The sequence below is a fragment of the Streptomyces sp. x-19 genome (assembly GCF_046549115.1).
Classification (GTDB): domain Bacteria; phylum Actinomycetota; class Actinomycetes; order Streptomycetales; family Streptomycetaceae; genus Streptomyces; species Streptomyces albulus_C.
In genome coordinates this window covers 151,812-171,537 of record NZ_JAJPWK010000007.1, presented here as the reverse complement: position 1 = coordinate 171,537, position 19,726 = coordinate 151,812, and the positions used below count along the sequence as shown (strand labels likewise).

Sequence of the window (19,726 nt, the reverse complement as noted above, 5' to 3'; positions counted from 1 at the left end):
GGTCGCCCGGTCACCGCTCTACACCCAGCCCGCCGCCTGGGAGATGCGCAGCGCGTCGACGCGGTTCCGGGCGCCGGTCTTGCGGTTGATGGCCGCCATGTAATTGCGCACCGTGCCCTTGCTCAGATAGAGCTCGCCCGCTATCTCCGGCACGCCGGCCCCCTTGGCGACCAGCCGCAGCACCGCCAACTCGCGGGCGGTCAGCGGAATGTCGGCGGCGTTCAGCAGGTCGCGGGCCAGGGAGTGGTCGAGGTAGCGCTCGCCCGCCGCGACCTGGCGCACCGCGTGCCGCAGGCGGTCCGGCGGCGCATCCTTGTTCACGAACCCGCGGGCCTTGGCCGCCAGGGCCCGTTGCAGCACGCCCGGCCGGCAGGCGCTGGCGAGGACGAGCAGGGCGCAGTCCGGCCCGCCGGGCGGCCCGGCCGTCGGGATCGGGTCGACGCCGTCACCGTCCACCACGCACACCTGCGGACGGAAGGACCGGGCGGTGCCGGACGCGCTGCTCCAGCAGGCGGCCACCGCCTCGATGTCCTTCTCGTCCCGCAGCAGCGAGGCGAGCGCCGAGCGCAACAGCCGCGTCTCATGAACCACCAAGACCCGGATCACCTGTGTCCCTTCGGACCGTTCGACTCTGGATGCACGGCTGAGATTCTCACCGGCCGCGCCCGACGGCGGGCGGTTTCCGGCCCGTCTGACCGGAAAAGGCACTTCGCGACCGTATTGACGCGCTGCCCAATACATGCCGGACATAGCGGGATCGCACAACGTCCCCCGTCCGCCGCCCTTGATCCGTCCCGTCCGCCGTGGACACCGCGCACGACCCCCGACCGCCACCGGCCCACGACGGTTCCGCATCCGGCCGCCGCCCGCTCCGTAGGAACCGCACAGTGCCCCTGGTGCCCCGGACGCGGCCCGGGCCATCGACCGACGGCGTATTCCTGCCACTTCCTGCCACCGCGCACCCGCTCCGGCGGACCGGCCGGACGGTCGCTGACGACGCCCCGTCACCGCGACGGAGCAATGCCGCGTGATCTTCGGGCCGCTGGTTCGTTCTCGCGGTGACCCCGGCATCGGGCCGGGAACTGTAGAGGAAGGAAGTTCCGTCGTGGGCAAGGCATTGCATGTGGTCGCGGGCACCCTGGGAGCCGGTGCGTTGCTGCTGTCGGTGGCTGGCACGGCCAGCGCCTCGGGCGGTGGTGACCGGTTCATCGAGAACGTCCACTGCACCCCGTCGTTCAGCCTCAGCCTGCTGTTCCCGCCGACGGACGGCTGCCGCTCGGACGTCGCCATCGACAACCACAAGAGGATCACGAAGGTCGTCCAGCGCGCCGGGGCCAACATCAACGGCACCGACGTGGACGGCCGCAGACGCGGTCGCTGACACCACCCCGAACGACACCACCCCGAACGACACCGACCCGAACGACGCCGACCCGAACGGCACCGCACCCCGAACGGCACCGCACCCCGGAGCACGCGCGCTCCGGGGTGCGGTGCCGTTCGGGGAGGCCGGCCGCCCGGGAACGCCGTTCGCCACTGCGCACGGAAGGGGCCGGTAGTCGCCCCCTGGACACCGCCCCTGTGGGCATCGTCCCAGTTCCCCCGCCCGCCGGGGCACCCGCTGCGCATTCCGGCCAGCCGCACGTTTCGCGACAACCCTTTGCAACTGCGCTACAGGACACCCCGGTTCGCGCTACACAGGACAGGCCGGAGGGGGCCCGCTGCCGGGCGGGGCGACGGCGGTCGACGGGGAGGTTCGGACGGTTGCTGACGATCAACATCGTGGTGCTGCTCGCGGTGATCGTGTTCCTGCGGTTGCGCCGTCGTACGGAGGCCCGGAGCCGGTTCGACGAGAAGGTGACGGTCGTCATCGTGCTGGCGTTGGGCGTCCTGCTCGCGCCGACGCCGGTAGGGCAGGGGATCGTGCAGTTCCTCAGCCAACTCGTGCACGGCATCTCGCAGTCCGGGCAGTGAGCACCGGACCGACTCGGTACCCGGCCGGCCAGGGGAGGAACGTGCATGACCCAGCGCGCCCGACGACGCGTCACCACCCGACGTCCTGACCGGCGCCCCGCGCGTCGGCCCGTCCGCGGGCCCGCCCGGCGCCCCGTCCGCCGGCCGCGCGGCCGAGCGGCCCGGCGCAGGGCACGCGAACGGGCCCTCACCCGTCTCGCCGTCGCCGCGCTGCCGCTCGCCGCGCTCGTCGCCCTGGCCCGGGCGCACCCCGTCGCCACCGTCACCGTCGGCGTCCTCGCCGCCGCGGCGGCGACGCTGGTCCTCCTCGTCCGGACCGGCCGCCTCGACCTCCCCGGCGTCACCGGCCCCCGCCGGGACGTCACCCACACCCTCGCCGCCCTGCACCACATGACCGGTACCCAGTTCGAGCACGCGGTCGCCGACCTCGCGCGCCAGGATCCGGCCGTGCGCTCCGCCACCGTCTCCGGCGGGGCGAACGACCGCGGACTGGACGTCCTCGTCGTCCTGCGCGACGGCCGCCGCATCGCCGTCCAGTGCAAGCGCTACGCCGAGGGCAACCGGGTCGGTGCGCCGGCGATCTACACCGCGAACGGCACGTACCGTGCCTATCACCAGTGCGACCAGGCCGTCATCGTCACCACCTCGCGGTTCACCCGGGACGCCGAGGTCGCCAACGCCTCGCTCCCCGAACCCCTGCGGCTGATCGACGGGCGCAGGCTGGCCCGTTGGCTCGGCGGCGGCGCACCGCCCTGGACCTAGGTGTATTGCCCTGTGAGGTCGTGCACGGCGACGACGTTCGGATGGTCGCGCAACTGGGCGGCGTGGTGCGCCTCCCGCTCGGCGCGCACCCGTCGCTCGGCCGCCTCGGTGTCGCTCGACAACTCCGGCAGCCATACCTCCTTGACGGCGACGTCGACGCCCAGCACCCCGTCCCGCGCGCGCCACACGCGGCCGAAGCCGCCGCTGCCGACCACCTCCTGGAGCCGGTAGCGTCCCGCGATCACACGCCCCGGCTCGGCCCGCCCCACCACTGAAGCCCCCTCCACCCGTCGAGTGCAGCGGCACAGTACGCCACCGCGTCGTGCCCGGCGAGGATCTTGGCGCAGCCTTCACCAACACCTCCCGACCGACCCGCGTGCCGGTCCGTCCGCCGCCCGGCAACGGACCCGCGTTCCCTTTTCCGCCAGGCCGTATATAGGCTCACGGCCGTAACACGTCTGACGGGGGAGCAACACCGGAGTGCAGCAGTTGCGGCAGGACGATCCGCCACGGATCGGGGACTTTGTGACGTTGGCGCGCCTCGACGTCGACGGGAGCCGGGGCGTGCCCGAACGCCGCTACCTGGCGCGCGGCGCGGACGGCGGGCGCACCGTCGTGGCGTGCCTGCCGGCCCCCGGCAGCGACCCGGCGCAGTGGGCGGCGGAGGCACAACAGGCGGCCCGGCTGACCCAGCCCGGGTTCTGGCCGGTCGCCCAACTCGGGGGGACACCGGCCTTCCCCTGGTACGCCAGCCCCTACCGGCCCGCCCTGCCGCTGCCGGCCGCGCTGGCCGCCCACGGCGGCCCGCTGCCCGAACCCCTGGTCCGCACGCTCGGCGGCGCGTTGGCCGAGGCCCTGGCCTCCGCCCACGTCCTGGGCATCGTGCACGGCGGCGTGTGTCCGGCGGGCGTGCTGCTGACCGCCTGCGGGCCGCTGCTGGGCTGCTTCGGCGCGACCCGCGCCCACCCCCTCGCCGCGACCGCGCCCCCGCGGACCGGCGTCCTGGAGACCGGCTGCCTGGCTCCCGAACGCGCGGCGGGCGGCCCCGCGGACCGGGCGGGCGACGTCTACGCGCTGGGCGCCGTGCTGGCGTACGCGGCGACCGGCCACACCGTGCCGGAACGCGACGAGGTCCCCACCGGCCTGCGCGACCTCATCTCCGCCTGCCGCTCGCGCGACCCGCAGGGCCGACCCGAACCGGTCGCCGTGCTGGGCGCGTTGCTGCCGGGCGCGGCGTACGGCGGACTGGCCGGCGCCACCGAGCCGATGTCCCTGCCCGGCCGCGTCGTCGAGGCGCTGTCCCGCCAGTCGGCGGGGGTCCTCGCCACCGCACTGCCCACCCAGGAGCGCTGAGGCGTGATCTCCCCCCTTCTGCACGACGACCCGCACACCGTCGGCCCGTTCCGCCTTCTCGCCCGCCTCGGGGGCGGCGGCATGGGCACCGTCTACCTGGCCCGATCGGCGGGCGGCCGCACCGTCGCGGTGAAGACGCTGCACAGCCGGCTCGTCTCGGACACCACACTGCGGAGCCGATTCCGGCTGGAGGCGGACGCGGCGCGCGTCATCGGCTCCGGGCACGGCGCGGCGGTCGTCGACGCCGACCCCCAGGCCCCCACCCCGTGGCTGGCGACGGAGTACGTCCTCGGCCCGCCGCTCGACACCGCCGTCGAGGCGGGCGGGCCCCTGGCGGAGCCGGCCGTGCGGGCCTTGGGCGCCGCCCTCGCCGCCGGGCTGGAACAGCTGCACCGCTCCGAGGTGGTGCACCGCGACCTGAAGCCGTCCAACGTCCTGGTGACGGCACAGGGCCCACGCATCATCGACTTCGGCATCGCCCGGGCCTTCGGCGACGAGCACCTCACCAGCGTCGGCAACGCCGTGGGCACACCGGCGTTCATGTCGCCCGAACAGGCGGCGGGCCTGGAACACGCCGCGGCCGGCGACGTGTTCGCGCTCGCCGGCGTGCTGGTCTTCGCGGCCACCGGCGTCGGCCCGTTCGGCGGCGGCGCCCCCACCGACCTGCTGTACCGCGTCCGATTCGGCGAGCCGGAACTCGGCCGGGTCCCCGAGACGCTGCGCCCCCTGCTCGCCCGCTGCCTGGCCAAGGACCCCGCACACCGTCCGTCCACCACCGAGCTGCGCACCGCACTGGACGCCGCGGGCCGGGCCCCGGCCGACCACGGCGCCTTCGCGGAACTGCTGCCCGACGCGGTGCTGAAGGAGATCGCCCGGCGCAGCGACGAGGTGTGGCGCGAGCCGCCGCACCGCCTGCCGCCGCCGGTGCCCGCGGACGCCCCGCACGCCGAGCCGGCCGCCGGACCGGGGGTCTCCCGGCGGCGGCTGCTGACCGTGGCCGGGGGTGCCCTCCTCGGGGGCGGACTCCTCGGCGGCGGGGGCTGGGCCCTGTTCGGGGGCGGTGGCGGGGGCGACACTCCGAAGAAGGACGCCGTCGAGCAGCCGAAGCCGCCGACCGCGCTGTGGAGCGCCGGCCTGTGGTGCCCGGACTCCGGCGGCGAGGTGATGCGGGTGGGCCGCAACCTGGCCATGCGCGCGGGCATCGTGCTGTGCGGCATCAACGCCGAGTCGGGCAACGCGACGTGGCAGTCGAACATCGAGGAGAGCTACCGGTCGGCCACCGACGGAACCCGGATCTACGCCCTGCGGGAGGCCGAGAAGGGCGCGTCGCTCGCGGTGTGCGAGGTCGCGCAGACCGACGGCGAGTTGGGCAAGCCCCTGGTGGAACTGTCCGCGTTCGCGGGCAAGGAGAAGTTCAACCAGCTGTTGTGCGTGGTCGAGGGGGTCGCGTACCTGGTCGCCAAGGCCGCCGCCGGCGGACGCTGGTACCTGGTCGCCGCCGACCTGGGCACGGCCAAGGAGCGCTGGCGCACCCCGGTGGACGGCCCGCAGGCCGAGAACAGCCCGCCCGCGCTGTGCGGCGCCGTGTCCGGGGCCCGGGTGGTGCTGTGCGGGAGCCCGTCGGAGGGCTCGAAGTTCCTCCACCTGTCCGTGCACGACAAGGCCAGCGGCCGCCAACTGTGGCAACTCGCCGAGACGTTCGACGGCGCACCCCCGTCCCATCTGGTCCTCGACGACCGCACCATGTACCTGGGCGCGCAGGCCCTCACCGCCCGACGACTGTCCGACGGGGAACTGGCGTGGGTCTTCGGCACCCGGCGCGACGTCGGCGACAGCGCGGGGGAGGAACGGCGGTACGGCACGCCCGTCGTCCAGGACGGCGTCGTCTACTGCACCGAGGCGGACCGCGGGCTGGTCGCCGTGGACGCCCTCTCCGGCACCCTGAACTGGCAGGAGAAGGGGCTGTCCGGCAGGAAGAGCCTGCGGGACGTGGGCGTGGCGGTCGGCAAGCGGTACGCCTACTGCGCCGACGACAAGGGCGTGCGCGCCGTCGACCTCAAAACCCGCGAGGCCGTCTGGACCTACGAGGCGACGCCCGTCGTCCTGACCGCCGACGCCGAGGCCGGCCACCTGTACGTCCGCCAGGAGAAGCGGACCCTCGCCCTTCCACTGGCCTGACCCGCCCCTCCCGCACGACCCAGGAGACGACCACCGTGAAACCCCTCGGCCAGGGAGACCCGCTGCGCCTGGGCCCCTACCGCCTCCACGGCGTCCTCGGCGAGGGCGGCATGGGCAAGGTGTACTTCGGCGTGGACGCGTCCGCGCGTCCCGCCGCGGTGAAGGTCCTGCTGCCGGAACTCGCCCACGACGGGCACCTGGCCGAGCGTTTCCTGCGCGAGGCGCGCACCGCGCAGGCGGTGACCAGTGAGGGCGTGGCGCGCGTCCTGGCCGCCGAGTTGGCGGGCGGCCGACCGTGGATCGCCACCGAGTTCCTGGCCGGCCCGACGCTGGACGACGCCGTCACCCGCTTCGGAGCGCTCGACGACGCGGGCGTACGGGAGTTGGCCCGGTCACTGGCCCGCACGCTCCAGGACGTGCACGCCACGGGGCTCGTCCACCGGGACGTGAAGCCCCCCAACGTCGTGCTGACCTCCCGCGGCCCCCGGCTCATCGACTTCGGCATCGCCCGCCCCGAACACGGCCTGACCCTCACCCGCACCGGACAGATCCCGGTCACCCCCGGCTACGGCGCCCCGGAACAGGTCCTCGGCCAGCGCGTCGGACCGGCGGCCGACGTCTTCTCGCTCGGCGCCGTCCTCGCCTACGCCGCGGCCGGCCGCCCCGCGTACACCGGCGCCGAGATCACCGCGGTCCTGTACGAGGTCGTGCACGGCGAACCGGACCTGGAGGCCGTGCCCGAGTCCCTGCGGTACCTCCTCACGCCGTGCTTCGCCAAGGGCCCGAAGGCCCGCCCGCTGCCGAGCCAGGTCGCCGACGCCGCGGCCGCCCCGCGACAGCCCGAGAAGCTGTGGAAGTCCGGCCGGTTGGGGGACGAGATCCGCAGGCGGGAGGCGGCGGCGCGGCGCGTGACGTCCCAGCCGGCCGGCCCGGCGCCCACCGCCGGTCCCGGCGCGGTCGGCGGCGGCCCCGGCGTCTCCCGCCGGCGCCTGCTGCTCGCGGCCGCCGGCGGCCGCGCGCTGCTGGCCGCGGCGGGCGGCGGAACGGCCTGGTGGCTCAGCCGCGGTGACGCCCCGTCCGACCCGTTCGACGTCCCGCCCGCCGTGCAGGTCCAGGCCGCGCCGCTGGGTTCCGCCGACGGCACCCCGACGCTGCTGTGGGGCCCCCTCCAGGACGTGGCCGACGCCGGCTCGCCGGCTCCGTTGCCGGTGCGCGACGTGGTGGTGTTCGGGGCCTCCGGCGGCGGCATCGCGGCGCGCCGGGTCACCGACGGCCGGGAACGGTGGCGGGTCGGCGACGCCACGGCGGACGCCGGCTACCTCTCGATCGGGGACCGCCTGGTGGCCACCGCCGACGCCGAGGGGACCCTGCGCACCTGGGTCGCCGCCACCGGATCGCCGCGGTGGACGGTGGACGCGCAGGTGGGCGCACTGCTCGCCGCCGACTCCCGCGCCGTCTACCTGCTCACCACCGACGGCCGGCTGCGCTGCGTCGGCACCGACGGGAAGGTGCGCTGGACGCAGCGGCCACCGCTGTCGCTGGCCGGCGGGCACCCCGTCGCGGCCCTCGGCGCCGGCCACTTGGTGCTGTGCACGCAGACCGGCGACGTGGCCGCCGTCCGTGCCGGCGACGGTGCCCGCGCCTGGGTCCGCAAGGGCCAGGCCGACGGAGCGCTCCGGCCCGCCATCGACGGCGGCACCGTCTATCTCGGCGGCCGGAGCCTGGCGGCGGTGGAGGTCGCCGGCGGTCGCCGACTGTGGTCCCTGGACCCGTTGCGACCGCCGCGGCGCGGCACCGGCGGCTGGGGCCCGCCCGCCGTGACCGGCGGTGTGGTCCACGCGTTGGACTGCGACGCACTGCGCTCGCTGCACGCCGACGGCAGCCAGGCCGCCGACCCGATGATGGTCGCCGGCGTCGTCCCGCCGTGGCTGCCACCGGTCGTCCAGGGCAACGGCGTCTGGATCGTGGAGAGCCAGGAGACCGGCGTGACCGGCCTGCCGCGCTCGGGCCAGGGCCGGCCCCAGACGTACGCCCTCGCCGGCGGCCCGCCCCGCACCATCGCCGCCAGCGGCAACCGCCTCTTCGTCCTCAACCACGCGACATTGCTGGCACTTCCCGTGTACTAGGCGGTTTCGTTTGGATCGGCGTGCGGACCGGAGGAAGACGCCCGCGACGTGGAGTCCGCCCGGGTAGAGGGGCGAGGTCTTCCCGTAGCGGGTAGCGGGTGGCGATTCCGCGCCGCTGTTTCAAGCGGTTGATGCACCGACCGACGGTGTTGCGCTGCTTGTGTGCCTCCCGGTCGAAGGCCGGCAGGGACGCCCGGTCAGGGGTGGAGGGCCTCGCGCAGGGTGCGTATCTGGTCGGTGAGGTTGTGTTCGCTGATGCGGGCCTGGGGGAAGAGGATGTCGAAGCCGTGGACGGCGCCGGGGACTTGGACGAGTTCGGTGGTGACGCCGGCGGCGGACAGGCGTGCGGCGTAGTCGCGGCCCTCGTCGCGCAGCGGGTCGATCTCGGCCACGGCGATGTAGGTGGGCGGCAGGCCGCTGAGGTCGGTGGCGCGGATGGGGAAGGCGTACGGGTCGGCGTGACTGTCCTTCGCGTAGTACTGCACGGCCAGTTCCATCGCGCCCCGGTTGAGGACCGGGGTGTCGGTGAACTCCCGTGCCGAGGCGCTGGTGAGGCTGCCGTCCACACTGGGGTAGGTCAGGGACTGGAGGAGAAGGTGCGGGCCGGCCTGGTCGCGGGCGCGGAGCACGGTGGAGGCGGCGATGTTCCCGCCGGCGCTGCCGCCGGCCACCGCGATGCGGGTGCGGTCTCCGCCGAGTTCGGCCGGGTGGTCGGCGATCCAGGTCAGCGCGGCGTAGGCGTCGTCGGCCGCGGCCGGGTAGGGGTGTTCGGGGGCGAGGCGGTAGTCGACGGAGACGACGACGGCGTGGGTGTCGCGGGCGTAGCGCAGGGAGCGTCCCTCTTCGGCCTCCGGGGATCCGTAGGTGTAGGCGCCGCCGTGCACGTAGAGGATCATCGGCAGGTCTTCGGTGGTGTCGGGGCGGTAGACGCGCAGTCGCAGTTGTCCTGCGGGGCCGGGGATGTACAGGTCTCGCACCTTGACCTGGTCGTCGACGGGGGTGTCGGGGTGTGTGCGCAGCAGTGCGTAGCGCTGGGGGTCGGCGAGGACGGCGTCCAGGCCGTGGACGGGGAAGACGCCGGTGTCGGCGGTGTCGAGCAGGGTCTGGATCTCGGGATCGACGGTGGGGACGGTCATGGCTGGATGGCTACCTTCCGGGTGTTCGACCGGGTGTTGTCCGGTCCGTGGTGCGGAACTGATCTCAGTCTCTGCCGATCACGAGCGGCACAGAAGTGGCCCGAGGGCCGCTATGTGCAACTATTGGGCCATGGTTGTTGCGACACCGCATCATGTGGCCGTCCTCGCCCTCGCACCGGTGGTGGCCTTCGACTTGAGCATCCCGGCCCAGATGCTGGCCGCGGTCGAAACCCGCGCGGGCACCGCGGCCTACGAGGTGCGCACCCTCACCCCGGACGGCTCCCCCGTACCGACGGTGAACGGGTACGGCGTCACGCCCCAGGGCGACCTGTCCCTGCTGGAGGACGCCGACACGGTGATCGTCGCTGGCACCCGCTGCCCGGAGGTACTGGACGCCGGCGCGGTGGACGCCTCCGTCGCCGAGACGCTGCGCCGTGCGACCCGGCGCCGCGCCCGGGTGGTGTCCCTGTGCACCGGCTCGTTCGTCCTCGCCGCCGCCGGCCTGCTGGAAAGCCGCCGGGCCACGACCCACTGGCGCTACGCGCAGCAGTTCCGGCGGCTCTTCCCCGCAGTCGACCTCGACACCGACCCGCTGTACATCGCCGATCGCGGGATCCTGACGTCGGCCGGCGGCGCGGCCGCCATCGACCTGTGCCTGCACCTGGTCCGGGAGGACCACGGCAGTTCCGTGGCGAACCGGGTGGCGCGGTACAACGTCGTCGCGCCCATGAGGGACGGAGGGCAGGCACAGTACATCGAGCACCCGGTGCGGGAGGACGCGGGCACCTCGACGGCCGGGGCGCGGACGCTGATGGCGGAACACCTGGCCCGGCGACTGTCCCTCAAGGACCTCGCGGCCCACTGCCACATGAGCGTACGGACCTTCACCAGGCGCTTTCGGCAGGAGACCGGGCTCTCCCCGGCCGAATGGCTCGCCGCGGCCCGCTTGGCACACGTACGCCATCTCCTGGAGTCGACCGAACTGCCTGTTGACGACATCGCCGCCAGGGCCGGCCTGGGCAGCGGCACCAACCTGCGGCAGCACATGCGCACCGCCCTGGACACCACCCCGTCCGCCTACCGCAGGACATTCCGCTCAGCCACCACTGCCTGCGCACCACCCCCCTCCGAGAACCAACGGGTCCGGTCCGCAGGCACCTGACGCCATTCGGCGCGGGTCGCCCCGGGAACACGACAGCCTGCACGGGGAGTCGGCCGCTCAGAGAGGCGGGCTCGCCTGGTACCTGGTGACGCCCCGCTACGAAGTCCGCGCCCCACCACACGCGTTGTCCACCGGCGGCGACGTCCAACGGGCGTTCGCCCCGAGCACCGCGAGGCCACGGATCGGATCGCTCGCCTGGGAGCGTCCTTCGTACCGGGCGCACTGCGGATGCGGGCGAATCGCCGGTAGCGGTGCCGGAGCGGTCGGTGAAGGACGGCGGGCCGGCGCCCGATCGGTGCGGACCTCAGTCGCCGTAGGCGGCGACCGCGATCCGGACGAACCCGCGGACCAACGGACGGGCGTCGCCTGCGCTCCACGCCACCACCACGCGGCTCGGGGCCATGTCGACCAGCGGCACCACGGTGAGCCCCGGCACCGGCTCGTGGTCCAGGAGGGTCATGCCGACCGTGCCGTTCCAGAGCACGGCCTGCTGGCACTCCTGAACGGTTCGCACCACCGGACCCTCGCGGGGCTCCCCGCCGTGCCAGTACGCCTGCCACCGCGGATCGGTGCCCTCCGGGAACCGGAACCAGCGGCGGTCGGCCAGATCGGCCAACTCCAACGCCTCGCGGCGGGCCAGGGGATCGTCGGTGCGCAGTACGGCGCCCACCGGGTCGGCGCGCAGCGCACGCACGGTCAGACCGGTCTCGTCGAACGGCCCGCGGGTCAGGGCGACGTCGACCGCTCCGGCGTGCAGCCCGCAGGTGGGGTCCGTCAGGTCCGCGGCGCGGATGCGCGTGTCGACGTGCGGGTGCTGCCGGTGGTGGTCGCGCGCCAGCCGTGCCGCGCGCCGGTCGTTGCCGTCCCCCAGGATGCCGACGGTGAGGGTGGCGTCGCCGGCCGCCGCGGCCACCCGGCCGCGCACCCGGTCGGCGTGGTCGAGCAGGTCGCGCGCCTCGTCGAGCAGCACCGCCCCCACCGGGGTGAGGGCGACACCGGTGGGTGACCGGTCGAAGAGCGGGGCGCCGACGTCGGCCTCCAGCCGCTTGATCGCCCGGCTCAGCGGCGGCTGGCTCATGTGCAGCCGGGTGGCGGCCCGGCCGAAGTGGAGTTCCTCGGCGACCGCCACGAAATAGCGCAGCGTTCGTAGCTCCATGCTGCGACGATACCCGTTCGGTATCGCCCCCGTGGAACGGGTCTTGGACGCGCGCGGCGGCCGGCTGTGGAATCGGAGCATGAACGATCGACCGAAGGCCAGCGCGCCCACCTCCCACCCCTCCGCATGCGTCGTCGGGCCGGACGACGGGGAGAAGCTCACCCTCGGCACCACGCGCATGCGCATCCTTGAGGACGGCAGCAACACCGGTCACCGTCTCGGACTCGCCGAGTCCGTCCTCGCCCCGCACACGCCCGGGCCGCCGCAACACCGTCACGCGCAGCACGACGAGGGTTTCTACGTCCTTTCCGGCACCGTGCGGTTCACCGTCGGGGACACGCAGCACGACGCGACCGCGGGCACGTTCGTGCTCGTCCCGCCGGGAGCCCCCCACACGTTCGCCAACGTCACCGACCAACCGGCCGTCATGCTCAGCACGTTCACACCGGACCTCTACGTCCAGTACTTCCGAGACCTGGAGAAGCAGTTCGCCGGCGGCCAGGCACCGACCCCGGAGGCCAACCTCCGCACGATGAGCCGTTACGCCACCGAACCCGCCGACGACCTCGCCTGATGCCGGGAACACCCACCACCACACCGTGGACGGAGTCATGAACGCCGCCTATTGGACCGTTGCCGGTCTCCTCGCCCTCTTCTACCTCCATGCCGGCCGCCTGAAGGCGCTCAGGAGCCGCGAGCGGCTCCGACCGATGATGGCGTGGGTGGACGACATCCCGATGCCTGCGGTCAGGGCCCTCGGCCTGCTCGAAGTGCTGGGCGCGGTAGGGCTGTTGCTGCCACCGCTGACGGGCACCGCGCCCTGGCTGTGCCTGGTCGCGGCCGCTGGTTTCGTCGTCCTGCAACTCGCCGCGACGCGTGTCCACCTCGTCCGCGGCGACCGCCGGATCGCCCTCAACCTCACACTGCTCCTGGCCGCGGCCACGACCGGTTGGCTGGCCACGACCTGGCTGTGATCCCCGGCCGGACCGGCACCACCCGGCCCCAGGCATCCGCCGCGTGGCGACCGTGCGACCCGTGGCGCACCGAGGCCAACGGCCCACGGGCGTACCGACCACCACGGTCTGGCGCGCCACCGACTGGTGCGTGCGCTACGTGAACGGCCAACCCTTCGACTTCTTCGTCCGGGGCGCACAGGTGACCGGCAACCGCGCGGAGATCCTGTACGACGGCCGCCCGCGGACCCCCATCGTCGGCTACGGGGGCAAGTGCCTCGACGTCCTGGGGTTCAACACCGCCAACGGCGCACGGCCGGGCCTGTGGGACTGCAACGGCGCCGAGAACCAGAAGTGGACCGTGACCCGCTGAGCACCTGAACGGGCCGCCGAGGCGGCGGAGTTCCGCCTCGGCAGCCCGTTCCGGTTCCTTCCGGCATGCCGCGTGGCCGACGGGTCCGATCAGCCGACCAGGCCGAGCGCGGCGAGGCGCGTCGGATCGGTGAGGATGTCGAGGCCGGTGATCCGGCCCTCGCGGATCGTGAACGACATGACCGACAGCGGACGCCCGTCGGCGAAGGACACCACACCGGGGGAGCCGTTGACGAGCACCAGGCGCGCATCGGCGGCGAACCGGGCGAAGGCGATCGCCTGGGAGGCGACGTCGTCCGCGCCGCGCCGCAGCAGGCTGGGCAGGAGTGCGCCGCCGTCCGAGCGGGCCACGACCTCGGGGTCGAGGACGGCGAGGAGCGCTTCGAAGTCGCCGCCGCGCGAAGCGGTCAGGAAGGCGTTCACGACCTCGCGCTTGCGTGCCTGGTCGGTGTCGGCTCCCAAGGTGACGCCCTGGACACGGCGGCGGGCGCGACTGGCGAGCTGCCGGGTGGCTGCCGAGGTGCGGTTGACGACGGGCGCGATCTCGTCGAAGGGCACGTCGAACAGGTCGTGCAGCACGAACGCCACCCGCTCCGCCGGCGCGAGGGCCTCCAGCACGACCATCAGCGCCATGCCCACCGAGTCGGCGACCAGGACCTCCCGCTCGGGGTCGAGCGTGGCCAGGCCGCTGACGACCGGGTCCGGCAGCCGCACCGAGCCGTCCTGCTCGGGCAACGGCTCCTCACGGTGCGCGGCGCGCGAGCGCAACTGGTCCAGGCAGCCGCGGCTGACGACGGTGGTCAGCCAGGCGCCCAGGTTCCGCACCTCGCCCACGTCCGTGCGGCTCAGCTTCAGCCAGGCGTCCTGGACGGCGTCCTCGGCCTCGGCCAGCGTGCCCAGCAAACGGTAGGCGACCGCGCGCAGTTGCCCGCGCTCCGCTTCGAAGCGCGCCGCCAACAGATCCTCTTCGCTCACCTGTCACATCCTCACACCGGTATCCGTCGGTCCCGTGACGGAACCTAATCGATCACGCCGCAAAGGCCCACGTCGCACCCCCGCGCCACCACCCCGCCGGCCCGAACGCGTCCTACCGCGGGAGCACCAGATCGCGCCGGTACCAGGCCCCCTCCCTGCCACCGAGATCAGCCGGGCCCGCCGGGCCGACCAGGACGAACCCGGCCTTGACCAACACCCTCCGGGACGCGGTGTTCGCGTGAGCGGCGGCCGCCCTGAGCGTCCGCAGCCCGTGCCGCTCGACAGCCAGTCGGCACAGCTCCCGCACGGTCGCGGTCGCCACACCACGGCCGGCGACGTGCTGCGCGACCCGGTAGCCGAGCTGCGCCGTGCCCTCCTCGATGTCGACCAGGTTGAACCTGCCGAGCACCGCGCCGTCCTCCGCGACGAGCACGTAGAAGGCGCAGACACCGGCCTCCTGCTCGGCCAACAGGGCGTCGTACCGACCGGTGAAGTCGGCGAAGTAGGCGTCGCCACGGTCGGAGATCGACGCGGCGAAGTACGCACGGTTCGCCCGCTCGAACGCCAGGACCGCGGGGGAGTGGCCGCCGTGCAGCCGGGTGAGTTCGGGCACCCCGCGACCCTAACCGGCCGCGGCGTCGAGCCCACCCACGTTTTCCGCCGGCGAGGGGACGGCCCGCCGGACGACGAGGGCGGCAGCCAGGCACCCGGCACCGGCGACGGCCATCCCGGCGGCTGGGCCGAGGGCTGCCATCGCCCCGGTCGCGGCGGCCAGGACCAACGTCTCCAGCGTCATCCGCGCCGTACTGAACAGCGCGGCGCCCGCTCCTCCGCGCCGGGCGGGCACGTACCGGAGCGCCTGTCCGTCCGGGACGCCTTCGGTCACGCCGAGGGCGAGCCCCACCACCCCCGCCGCGACGAGCAGGGCCGCCGGGCGGTCGGCGACCTGGAGGACGACCGCGGTCGCGGCGCAGGCCGACAGGGCCGTCGTCACCAACCACCGGGCCAGGCGGCTGGCGAGCCGAGCGGCCAGCAACGGCAGGACCGTCGACGGCACGGTCAGGAGACTGAGCATGACCCCTGCCTGGCCCGGCCCCATGCCGTACGCCGACCCGAGCTGCGGGAGCACCGTCAACCCCACCACGAGCATCCCCATCAACGCACCCGTCGCCACCGCATACGCGCGGTAGGCGGGGATCCGCAACAGGTCCGCGGGGATCGCGGGGGCGGGCGCGCGCCGTTCCACCCGGACGAGGCGGGCGACGCCGGCCGCCGCGAGGACGAGGAGCCCGGCCGGCCCCCACCACGGAACGCCCGCACCGAAGCCCAGCCCGAGTGCGGTCACCACGGCGGCGACGACCACCCCGAAGAGCACGGCCCCGGCGAGGTCGAACGCTGCGGACGGCTCCGGACCGCGCAGGGCGGGAAGCCCGCACGTCCCCAACGCCGCCAGCGCGGCCACGCCTCCCGGGGCCGCGAAGACAAGCGGCCATCCACCGACGGCCATGAGCGCCTGGGCGACAGCCGGCCCCAACGCCAGGCTGCTGCCCAGCACGGCCCCCGCGTACCCGTACACCCGACGCCGCTCCTCCGGCGGGTACACGGCCAGGACCATCGACGATCCACCGGCGGCACACATCGCCGCCCCCACACCGCCCACCGCCCGCAGCGCCACCAGCGACGGCACGTCCGGGGCGAGGGCGGACAGCATGCCGGTGACGGCGACGACGGCATTGCCCACAGCGAAGAAGCGGGTGCGGGCGCTGCGATCCGCGCCCGCCCCGGCCAGCAACAGGGCCGCCGCGAAGAGCCCGTTGTAGGCGAGGACGATCCACGGCCCCAGGGCATTCGCGCCGGGCACCTGCGCCGTCACTTCGGGGACGGCTGCCGTCGCGCCGGTGATGGCGAGCGGAAACACCGCATCGGAGAGGAGGGCGGCCACCAGGACGCGCCGACGTTGACGAACGGACAAGACGAACAAGGGTGCGCTCCGGAACAAGGAGGATCCGAGCACCACGAAGGCGCTCCTGGCCAGGGCTCAGGAGCGACGGCGAGAACCGGGGTTTTGCGCCGCCGCTCTCAGCGACGGCGCACCTTGTCTGTTTTCGGCACGGGCCCACGCTAGCAGGCCCTTCGGGCGGGGAACTTCGATGGCCCGATTCCGCGCCCTCACTCGAACTCCCCCTCAAAGCAGGGGTGTTGTGTGCGAAATGCGCCGCCTCCCACGCCTGCCTGCCTTCCCCCGAAAATTCGGACGGCAGGAGATGAATGCGTGTCGATGTCGAAACGGCGCCTGGCAGCAGCGAGCCCCGGTGCCGAGACGAGGGCTCGACACCGGGGCTGTTCGCCCTTGCTTACGTGCTTGGCTGCTTACTTCTGGAAGGCGCCGTTGTTGCACCCCATGTCGGAGCCCAGCTTGGTCTGCTGCGCGCCGGCCGAGCCCTCGCCGTTGAGTGCGTTCCCCAGCGCGCCGTCGAGGAGGCCGACCGCACCGAGGACGTCGATGTTCAGGTCGTGCGACCGGCACTGGGTGGCCTGGGAGACGCCGAAGATCCCTTCCCGCCCGCCCCTCTTGCCGCCGTCTTCCCGGTCGCTGGAGAAGGAGTTCGTCCCGCCCTGGCTCCCACCATGGGCGATTGCGGGGCCGGCGCCGAGGAAGCCGACGCTGCCCAGAACGGCGATCACCACGGCGGCCTTGCGAAGCTTGCGCATTTCATCTCCGGTAGGTTGAACGGAAGCGATCGGAAGGCGATCGACTTCGTACGGCTATGAAAGCTAGTGCGGAATGTGTCCCAACTCCTCGTTGACACGCGGAATTTCACGACTGCCGCAACGACGCTCTCTCGCGCTTATCGGATAACCCGCACCCTGTGCCGGTCACGGGAATATCGGCAGTTTTACATGAAGTGGGGTGAGGGGGCCGGCCAGTCGGGACCCTTTGGTGGTGACTGGCCTCCGTCGGTCGTGACGCGGCGGAGCCGGGCGTGGCCGAGCCGGGTTGATGGTTGGTCAGCCCGGCGGGGTGTGGCGTCGCTACGACCTGTTCCTGAGTCGGGCCCAGCGGCTCCAGCCGCCGTCCGTGGCGAAGGCCGCCACCCAGTCGGCGCCGCGGGCTGCCAGCAGGCGCCTGCGCTCCCAGCGTGAACGCGGCCGGAGGGCTACCCGGTTGCCCTGCGTGGGGTGCGTGCGGGCGGTGAGCCGCCGACCGGCTTCGGCGAGGTCGGCCAGGATGCGTTCCCGGTGGTGCTCGTCGCGCGCACCGCGCAGCGCGGTGTACAGGCCCTCGATCTCCGCGACGGCCGCTCCGACGTGCAGATTGGTGCTGCCGATCGACGGCATCCTGCCTCGCGCCACCTCATGCCTCCCAGAAAATGAGTCAATGCGTAAAACACTTTCCCAACTGCGCAAGTCTGCAACCCTCTGGGGTGGCACGAACCCGCGCGGGAGGCGTTCCGCTCCCACGGGCGGTGTGCTCGACGCCTTCGGGCAGGTGAGGGACGGCGCCGGGAGGGGGAGCGGCGTTCGCTGTGGCGCCTGGGTGGGGGAGGGGGACGGCTGTTGGACGGGCCCTGCTACGGACGTGGAAGCCCGGGGCCGACCTTGCCGTGCTCCTTCCGCTGGCCGGGCACGTTCGCCGTCACCCGGCCGTCCTCGGCGAGCACCACGACGGCGTCGTCCTCGCCCAGCACCAGCGGTTCGGCCTTCGCGGGGTTGAGGACCACGCCGTAGGTCGGGGGCGCGTCGCCGTGTCGGGCGAGCCGGTAGCCGATGGCGGTCTCGCCGCGTTGGCGGGCGGCCTCGATGACGGTGGTGAAGTTCGCCGTGGTGCCTGGGGTGAGGTAGCTGGCGGCCGGCTTGAGGTAGATCTCCGATCCCTCCGGGTCGAAGAGGTCGGTGAACACGGCGTGGAGGTCCCGGTCCTCGGTGAGTTGGGTCAGCAGGAGACTGATGATCTTGGTGCTGACGATGAAGTCGTCGGCCTTGGTGACCTGGGCGATCTCCCGGTTGGCGTCGCTGTTCATCTCGGTGACGATCGAATACGGATTGCCGGTCCGGATGGCGATGTCGCGCAGGTGCAGCAGGGTCACCAGGGCGCGGTCGTCGGAGCGTTCGGGATGGATGTCGTCGTCGGTGAGGACGATGATGTGGCTGTAGCGGTCCAGGCCCAGGGACTCCAGGGACGGCCGGAGGGTCGGTTCGCAGGGCTGGTAGCCGACCGTGAGGTGTGCCAACTGGTCCCCGAGGTCTTCGGCGGGGGGACGGGGGGCCGCGACGTCGAGCAGCGCACCGGCCTCCACCAGGCGGTCCAGCAGCCTGACGATTTTGACGCCGCGGGAGTTCCACCCGATCACGAGGGTGCGGTCGGGGACCGGCAGCCGGTCGGCGGGCGGAGCGATCGCCGACGCGACGACGCGGGGGCGGCTCTCCACCAGCCGGATGAGGATGTCGTCCTCGGCGATCACCAGCACCTGGTCCGCGCCGCCGATGACGGTGTCCATCGGGGGGTTGATCAGGGTCGTGCCGTCGGCCCTGCGCAGGCCGACCGGGACGCCGAGGTCGAACCGGTCGAGAGCCTCTCCGTAGCTGGTCCCGGCCAGGGCGGTGGCGGGGTACGGATAGAACTCGTTGCCGACGAAGCTGAGCAGTTCGTTGAAGACGGTGGACAGGCCGGACTGCCGGTGGGACTGGACGATCAGGCGCACGGCGATGTCCTCGGCGTCGATCACCAGCGCGTCCTCGCCGGCCGCCAGCCGGGCCGCCGCCAGGTTCGGCGAATTCTGCACCGCGGCCACGATGTTCGGCCGAGTGCCCTTCCAGCGGCGGCTGTTGAGGAGCAGCAGGACCTTGATGACGTCGGTGTCGCTGTCGTCCCCGACCGGCGGCAGCACCATGACGGACTTGGCCGCGTCCAGGCTCACCAACTCCAGGTCCGCCCGTTGCAGGGGGCTTCCGGAGCGGCAGACCACCCGCGTGCGGCCGGTCTCCGGGATCCGCCGACGGATCTCGTCCTCCATCGCGACCTTGTCGCGGTCGGCGAGGATCACCACGCAGGAACGTCGTTCGCTCTGGTTGGCCTCCACCAGTTCCCCGATGACCGTGAAGACCTGCTCCGACCAGCCCAACACGACGGTGTGCTCGTGCTCGATCAGCCGTGACTTGCCCTTGCGCAGCTCCTGGATCTTGGCTTCGAGGCCGGTGGTCAGCACACCGATCAGTGCGCTGACGATGAAGATCCCGCCGATCGTCACCGTCAGCATCAGGCCCAGGAACACCGGCCCGCCGGTGTCGCCGCCCATCGTGCCGGGATCGAGCGTGCGGAGCAGGCTCATCCAGGCCACGCCCAGCCAGCCGCCGTTCTTCTCGGTGTCGGAGTTGGTGAACACCACCACCAGCACCGTCACCACGGCGATCAACGCGACCGAGGCGAGGCCCAGCCAGCCGATCAGGGCCGGCGTCCCCCGGTCCATCGTGCCGTCGAACCAGTACCGCAACCGGTCCCGCAGTCTCGCACGTGCCACGGAAGACCTTCCCTTTCACCCGATGACGTCACTTGCGCTCTTGCGCATCCGTCAAACCTA

Annotated in this window: 20 protein-coding genes; 10 read left to right on the top strand and 10 right to left on the bottom strand. The window is 73.2% G+C overall.

Features of this window, described 5'->3' with window-relative positions; translation table 11 throughout:
- Positions 1-18: 18 nt before the first annotated feature.
- Entirely contained in the window at positions 19-606 is a 588-nt protein-coding gene (locus ACLJT4_RS19645; protein WP_275461246.1) for a response regulator transcription factor, read from the bottom strand.
- A gap of 499 nt (positions 607-1,105) precedes the next feature.
- Here ACLJT4_RS19645 and ACLJT4_RS19640 point away from each other — a divergent pair, with 499 nt between their 5' ends.
- The 3 genes from ACLJT4_RS19640 (at position 1,106) to ACLJT4_RS19630 (ending at position 2,736) form a co-directional block, all read left to right on the top strand.
- A complete protein-coding gene (locus ACLJT4_RS19640) occupies positions 1,106-1,381 on the top strand; it encodes a hypothetical protein (RefSeq protein WP_411123559.1) in 276 nt (91 codons plus the stop codon).
- Between the two features lie 383 nt (positions 1,382-1,764).
- Positions 1,765-1,974, top strand: coding sequence for a hypothetical protein (locus ACLJT4_RS19635; protein WP_016576657.1), 210 nt, complete (start codon positions 1,765-1,767; stop codon positions 1,972-1,974).
- Between the two features lie 45 nt (positions 1,975-2,019).
- Positions 2,020-2,736 carry a restriction endonuclease gene (locus ACLJT4_RS19630; protein ID WP_411123558.1) on the top strand — a complete coding sequence of 239 codons (717 nt, stop codon included), beginning with the start codon at positions 2,020-2,022 and terminating at the stop codon, positions 2,734-2,736.
- Here the strand turns inward: ACLJT4_RS19630 and ACLJT4_RS19625 are convergent.
- Positions 2,733-3,023: a hypothetical protein gene (locus ACLJT4_RS19625; protein ID WP_411123557.1), complete on the bottom strand. Its 291-nt coding sequence runs from the start codon at positions 3,021-3,023 to the stop codon at positions 2,733-2,735. The genes ACLJT4_RS19630 and ACLJT4_RS19625 overlap by 4 nt on opposite strands.
- A 193-nt stretch (positions 3,024-3,216) precedes the next feature.
- Between ACLJT4_RS19625 and ACLJT4_RS19620 the strand changes: the two genes are divergently transcribed.
- The 3 genes from ACLJT4_RS19620 to ACLJT4_RS19610 are packed head-to-tail and all read left to right on the top strand — an operon-like array spanning position 3,217 to position 8,393.
- The gene (locus ACLJT4_RS19620) at positions 3,217-4,089 is read left to right on the top strand and encodes a serine/threonine protein kinase (RefSeq protein WP_411123556.1); all 873 of its coding nucleotides are present in this window, start codon (positions 3,217-3,219) and stop codon (positions 4,087-4,089) included.
- A 3-nt stretch (positions 4,090-4,092) separates the two neighbouring features.
- Positions 4,093-6,267, top strand: coding sequence for a protein kinase domain-containing protein (locus tag ACLJT4_RS19615; protein ID WP_411123555.1), 2,175 nt, complete (start codon positions 4,093-4,095; stop codon positions 6,265-6,267).
- A gap of 35 nt (positions 6,268-6,302) precedes the next feature.
- Positions 6,303-8,393, top strand: coding sequence for a serine/threonine-protein kinase (locus ACLJT4_RS19610; RefSeq protein WP_411123554.1), 2,091 nt, complete (start codon positions 6,303-6,305; stop codon positions 8,391-8,393).
- Between the two features lie 197 nt (positions 8,394-8,590).
- Here the strand turns inward: ACLJT4_RS19610 and ACLJT4_RS19605 are convergent, their stop codons facing one another.
- Positions 8,591-9,529: an alpha/beta hydrolase gene (locus tag ACLJT4_RS19605; RefSeq protein WP_411123553.1), complete on the bottom strand. Its 939-nt coding sequence runs from the start codon at positions 9,527-9,529 to the stop codon at positions 8,591-8,593.
- Between the two features lie 130 nt (positions 9,530-9,659).
- Between ACLJT4_RS19605 and ACLJT4_RS19600 the strand changes: the two genes are divergently transcribed.
- Positions 9,660-10,691 carry a GlxA family transcriptional regulator gene (locus ACLJT4_RS19600; RefSeq protein WP_411123552.1) on the top strand — a complete coding sequence of 344 codons (1,032 nt, stop codon included), beginning with the start codon at positions 9,660-9,662 and terminating at the stop codon, positions 10,689-10,691.
- A 304-nt stretch (positions 10,692-10,995) separates the two neighbouring features.
- Here ACLJT4_RS19600 and ACLJT4_RS19595 read toward each other — a convergent pair whose 3' ends face one another.
- The gene (locus tag ACLJT4_RS19595) at positions 10,996-11,847 is read right to left on the bottom strand and encodes a LysR substrate-binding domain-containing protein (RefSeq protein WP_411123551.1); all 852 of its coding nucleotides are present in this window, start codon (positions 11,845-11,847) and stop codon (positions 10,996-10,998) included.
- A gap of 79 nt (positions 11,848-11,926) precedes the next feature.
- On the opposite strand from ACLJT4_RS19595, the gene ACLJT4_RS19590 reads away from it, so the two are divergent.
- From ACLJT4_RS19590 to ACLJT4_RS19580, 3 genes are all read left to right on the top strand, one after another.
- Positions 11,927-12,421, top strand: a complete 495-nt coding sequence (locus tag ACLJT4_RS19590; RefSeq protein ID WP_411123550.1) for a cupin domain-containing protein — start codon at positions 11,927-11,929, stop codon at positions 12,419-12,421.
- A gap of 37 nt (positions 12,422-12,458) precedes the next feature.
- The gene (locus tag ACLJT4_RS19585) at positions 12,459-12,821 is read left to right on the top strand and encodes a DoxX family protein (RefSeq protein ID WP_411123549.1); all 363 of its coding nucleotides are present in this window, start codon (positions 12,459-12,461) and stop codon (positions 12,819-12,821) included.
- Positions 12,822-12,882: 61 nt separating this feature from the next.
- The gene (locus ACLJT4_RS19580; RefSeq protein ID WP_411123548.1) at positions 12,883-13,173 is read left to right on the top strand and encodes a ricin-type beta-trefoil lectin domain protein; all 291 of its coding nucleotides are present in this window, start codon (positions 12,883-12,885) and stop codon (positions 13,171-13,173) included.
- Between the two features lie 89 nt (positions 13,174-13,262).
- On the opposite strand, the gene ACLJT4_RS19575 is transcribed toward ACLJT4_RS19580, so the two are convergent.
- From ACLJT4_RS19575 to ACLJT4_RS19550, 6 genes are all read right to left on the bottom strand, one after another.
- A complete protein-coding gene (locus ACLJT4_RS19575) occupies positions 13,263-14,147 on the bottom strand; it encodes a sigma-70 family RNA polymerase sigma factor (RefSeq protein WP_411123547.1) in 885 nt (294 codons plus the stop codon).
- Positions 14,148-14,259: 112 nt separating this feature from the next.
- On the bottom strand, positions 14,260-14,760 hold the full coding sequence (locus tag ACLJT4_RS19570) for a GNAT family N-acetyltransferase (RefSeq protein WP_411123546.1): 501 nt from the start codon (positions 14,758-14,760) through the stop codon (positions 14,260-14,262).
- 9 nt (positions 14,761-14,769) lie between these two features.
- Positions 14,770-16,119, bottom strand: a complete 1,350-nt coding sequence (locus tag ACLJT4_RS19565) for an MFS transporter (protein WP_411123545.1) — start codon at positions 16,117-16,119, stop codon at positions 14,770-14,772.
- Positions 16,120-16,517: 398 nt separating this feature from the next.
- Positions 16,518-16,859 (bottom strand): hypothetical protein, encoded by a 342-nt coding sequence (locus tag ACLJT4_RS19560; RefSeq protein WP_016570383.1) that lies wholly within the window; start codon positions 16,857-16,859, stop codon positions 16,518-16,520.
- 321 nt (positions 16,860-17,180) lie between these two features.
- Entirely contained in the window at positions 17,181-17,501 is a 321-nt protein-coding gene (locus tag ACLJT4_RS19555; RefSeq protein ID WP_411123544.1) for a hypothetical protein, read from the bottom strand.
- A gap of 218 nt (positions 17,502-17,719) precedes the next feature.
- Positions 17,720-19,666, bottom strand: coding sequence for a CASTOR/POLLUX-related putative ion channel (locus tag ACLJT4_RS19550; RefSeq protein ID WP_411123543.1), 1,947 nt, complete (start codon positions 19,664-19,666; stop codon positions 17,720-17,722).
- Positions 19,667-19,726 lie beyond the last annotated feature (60 nt).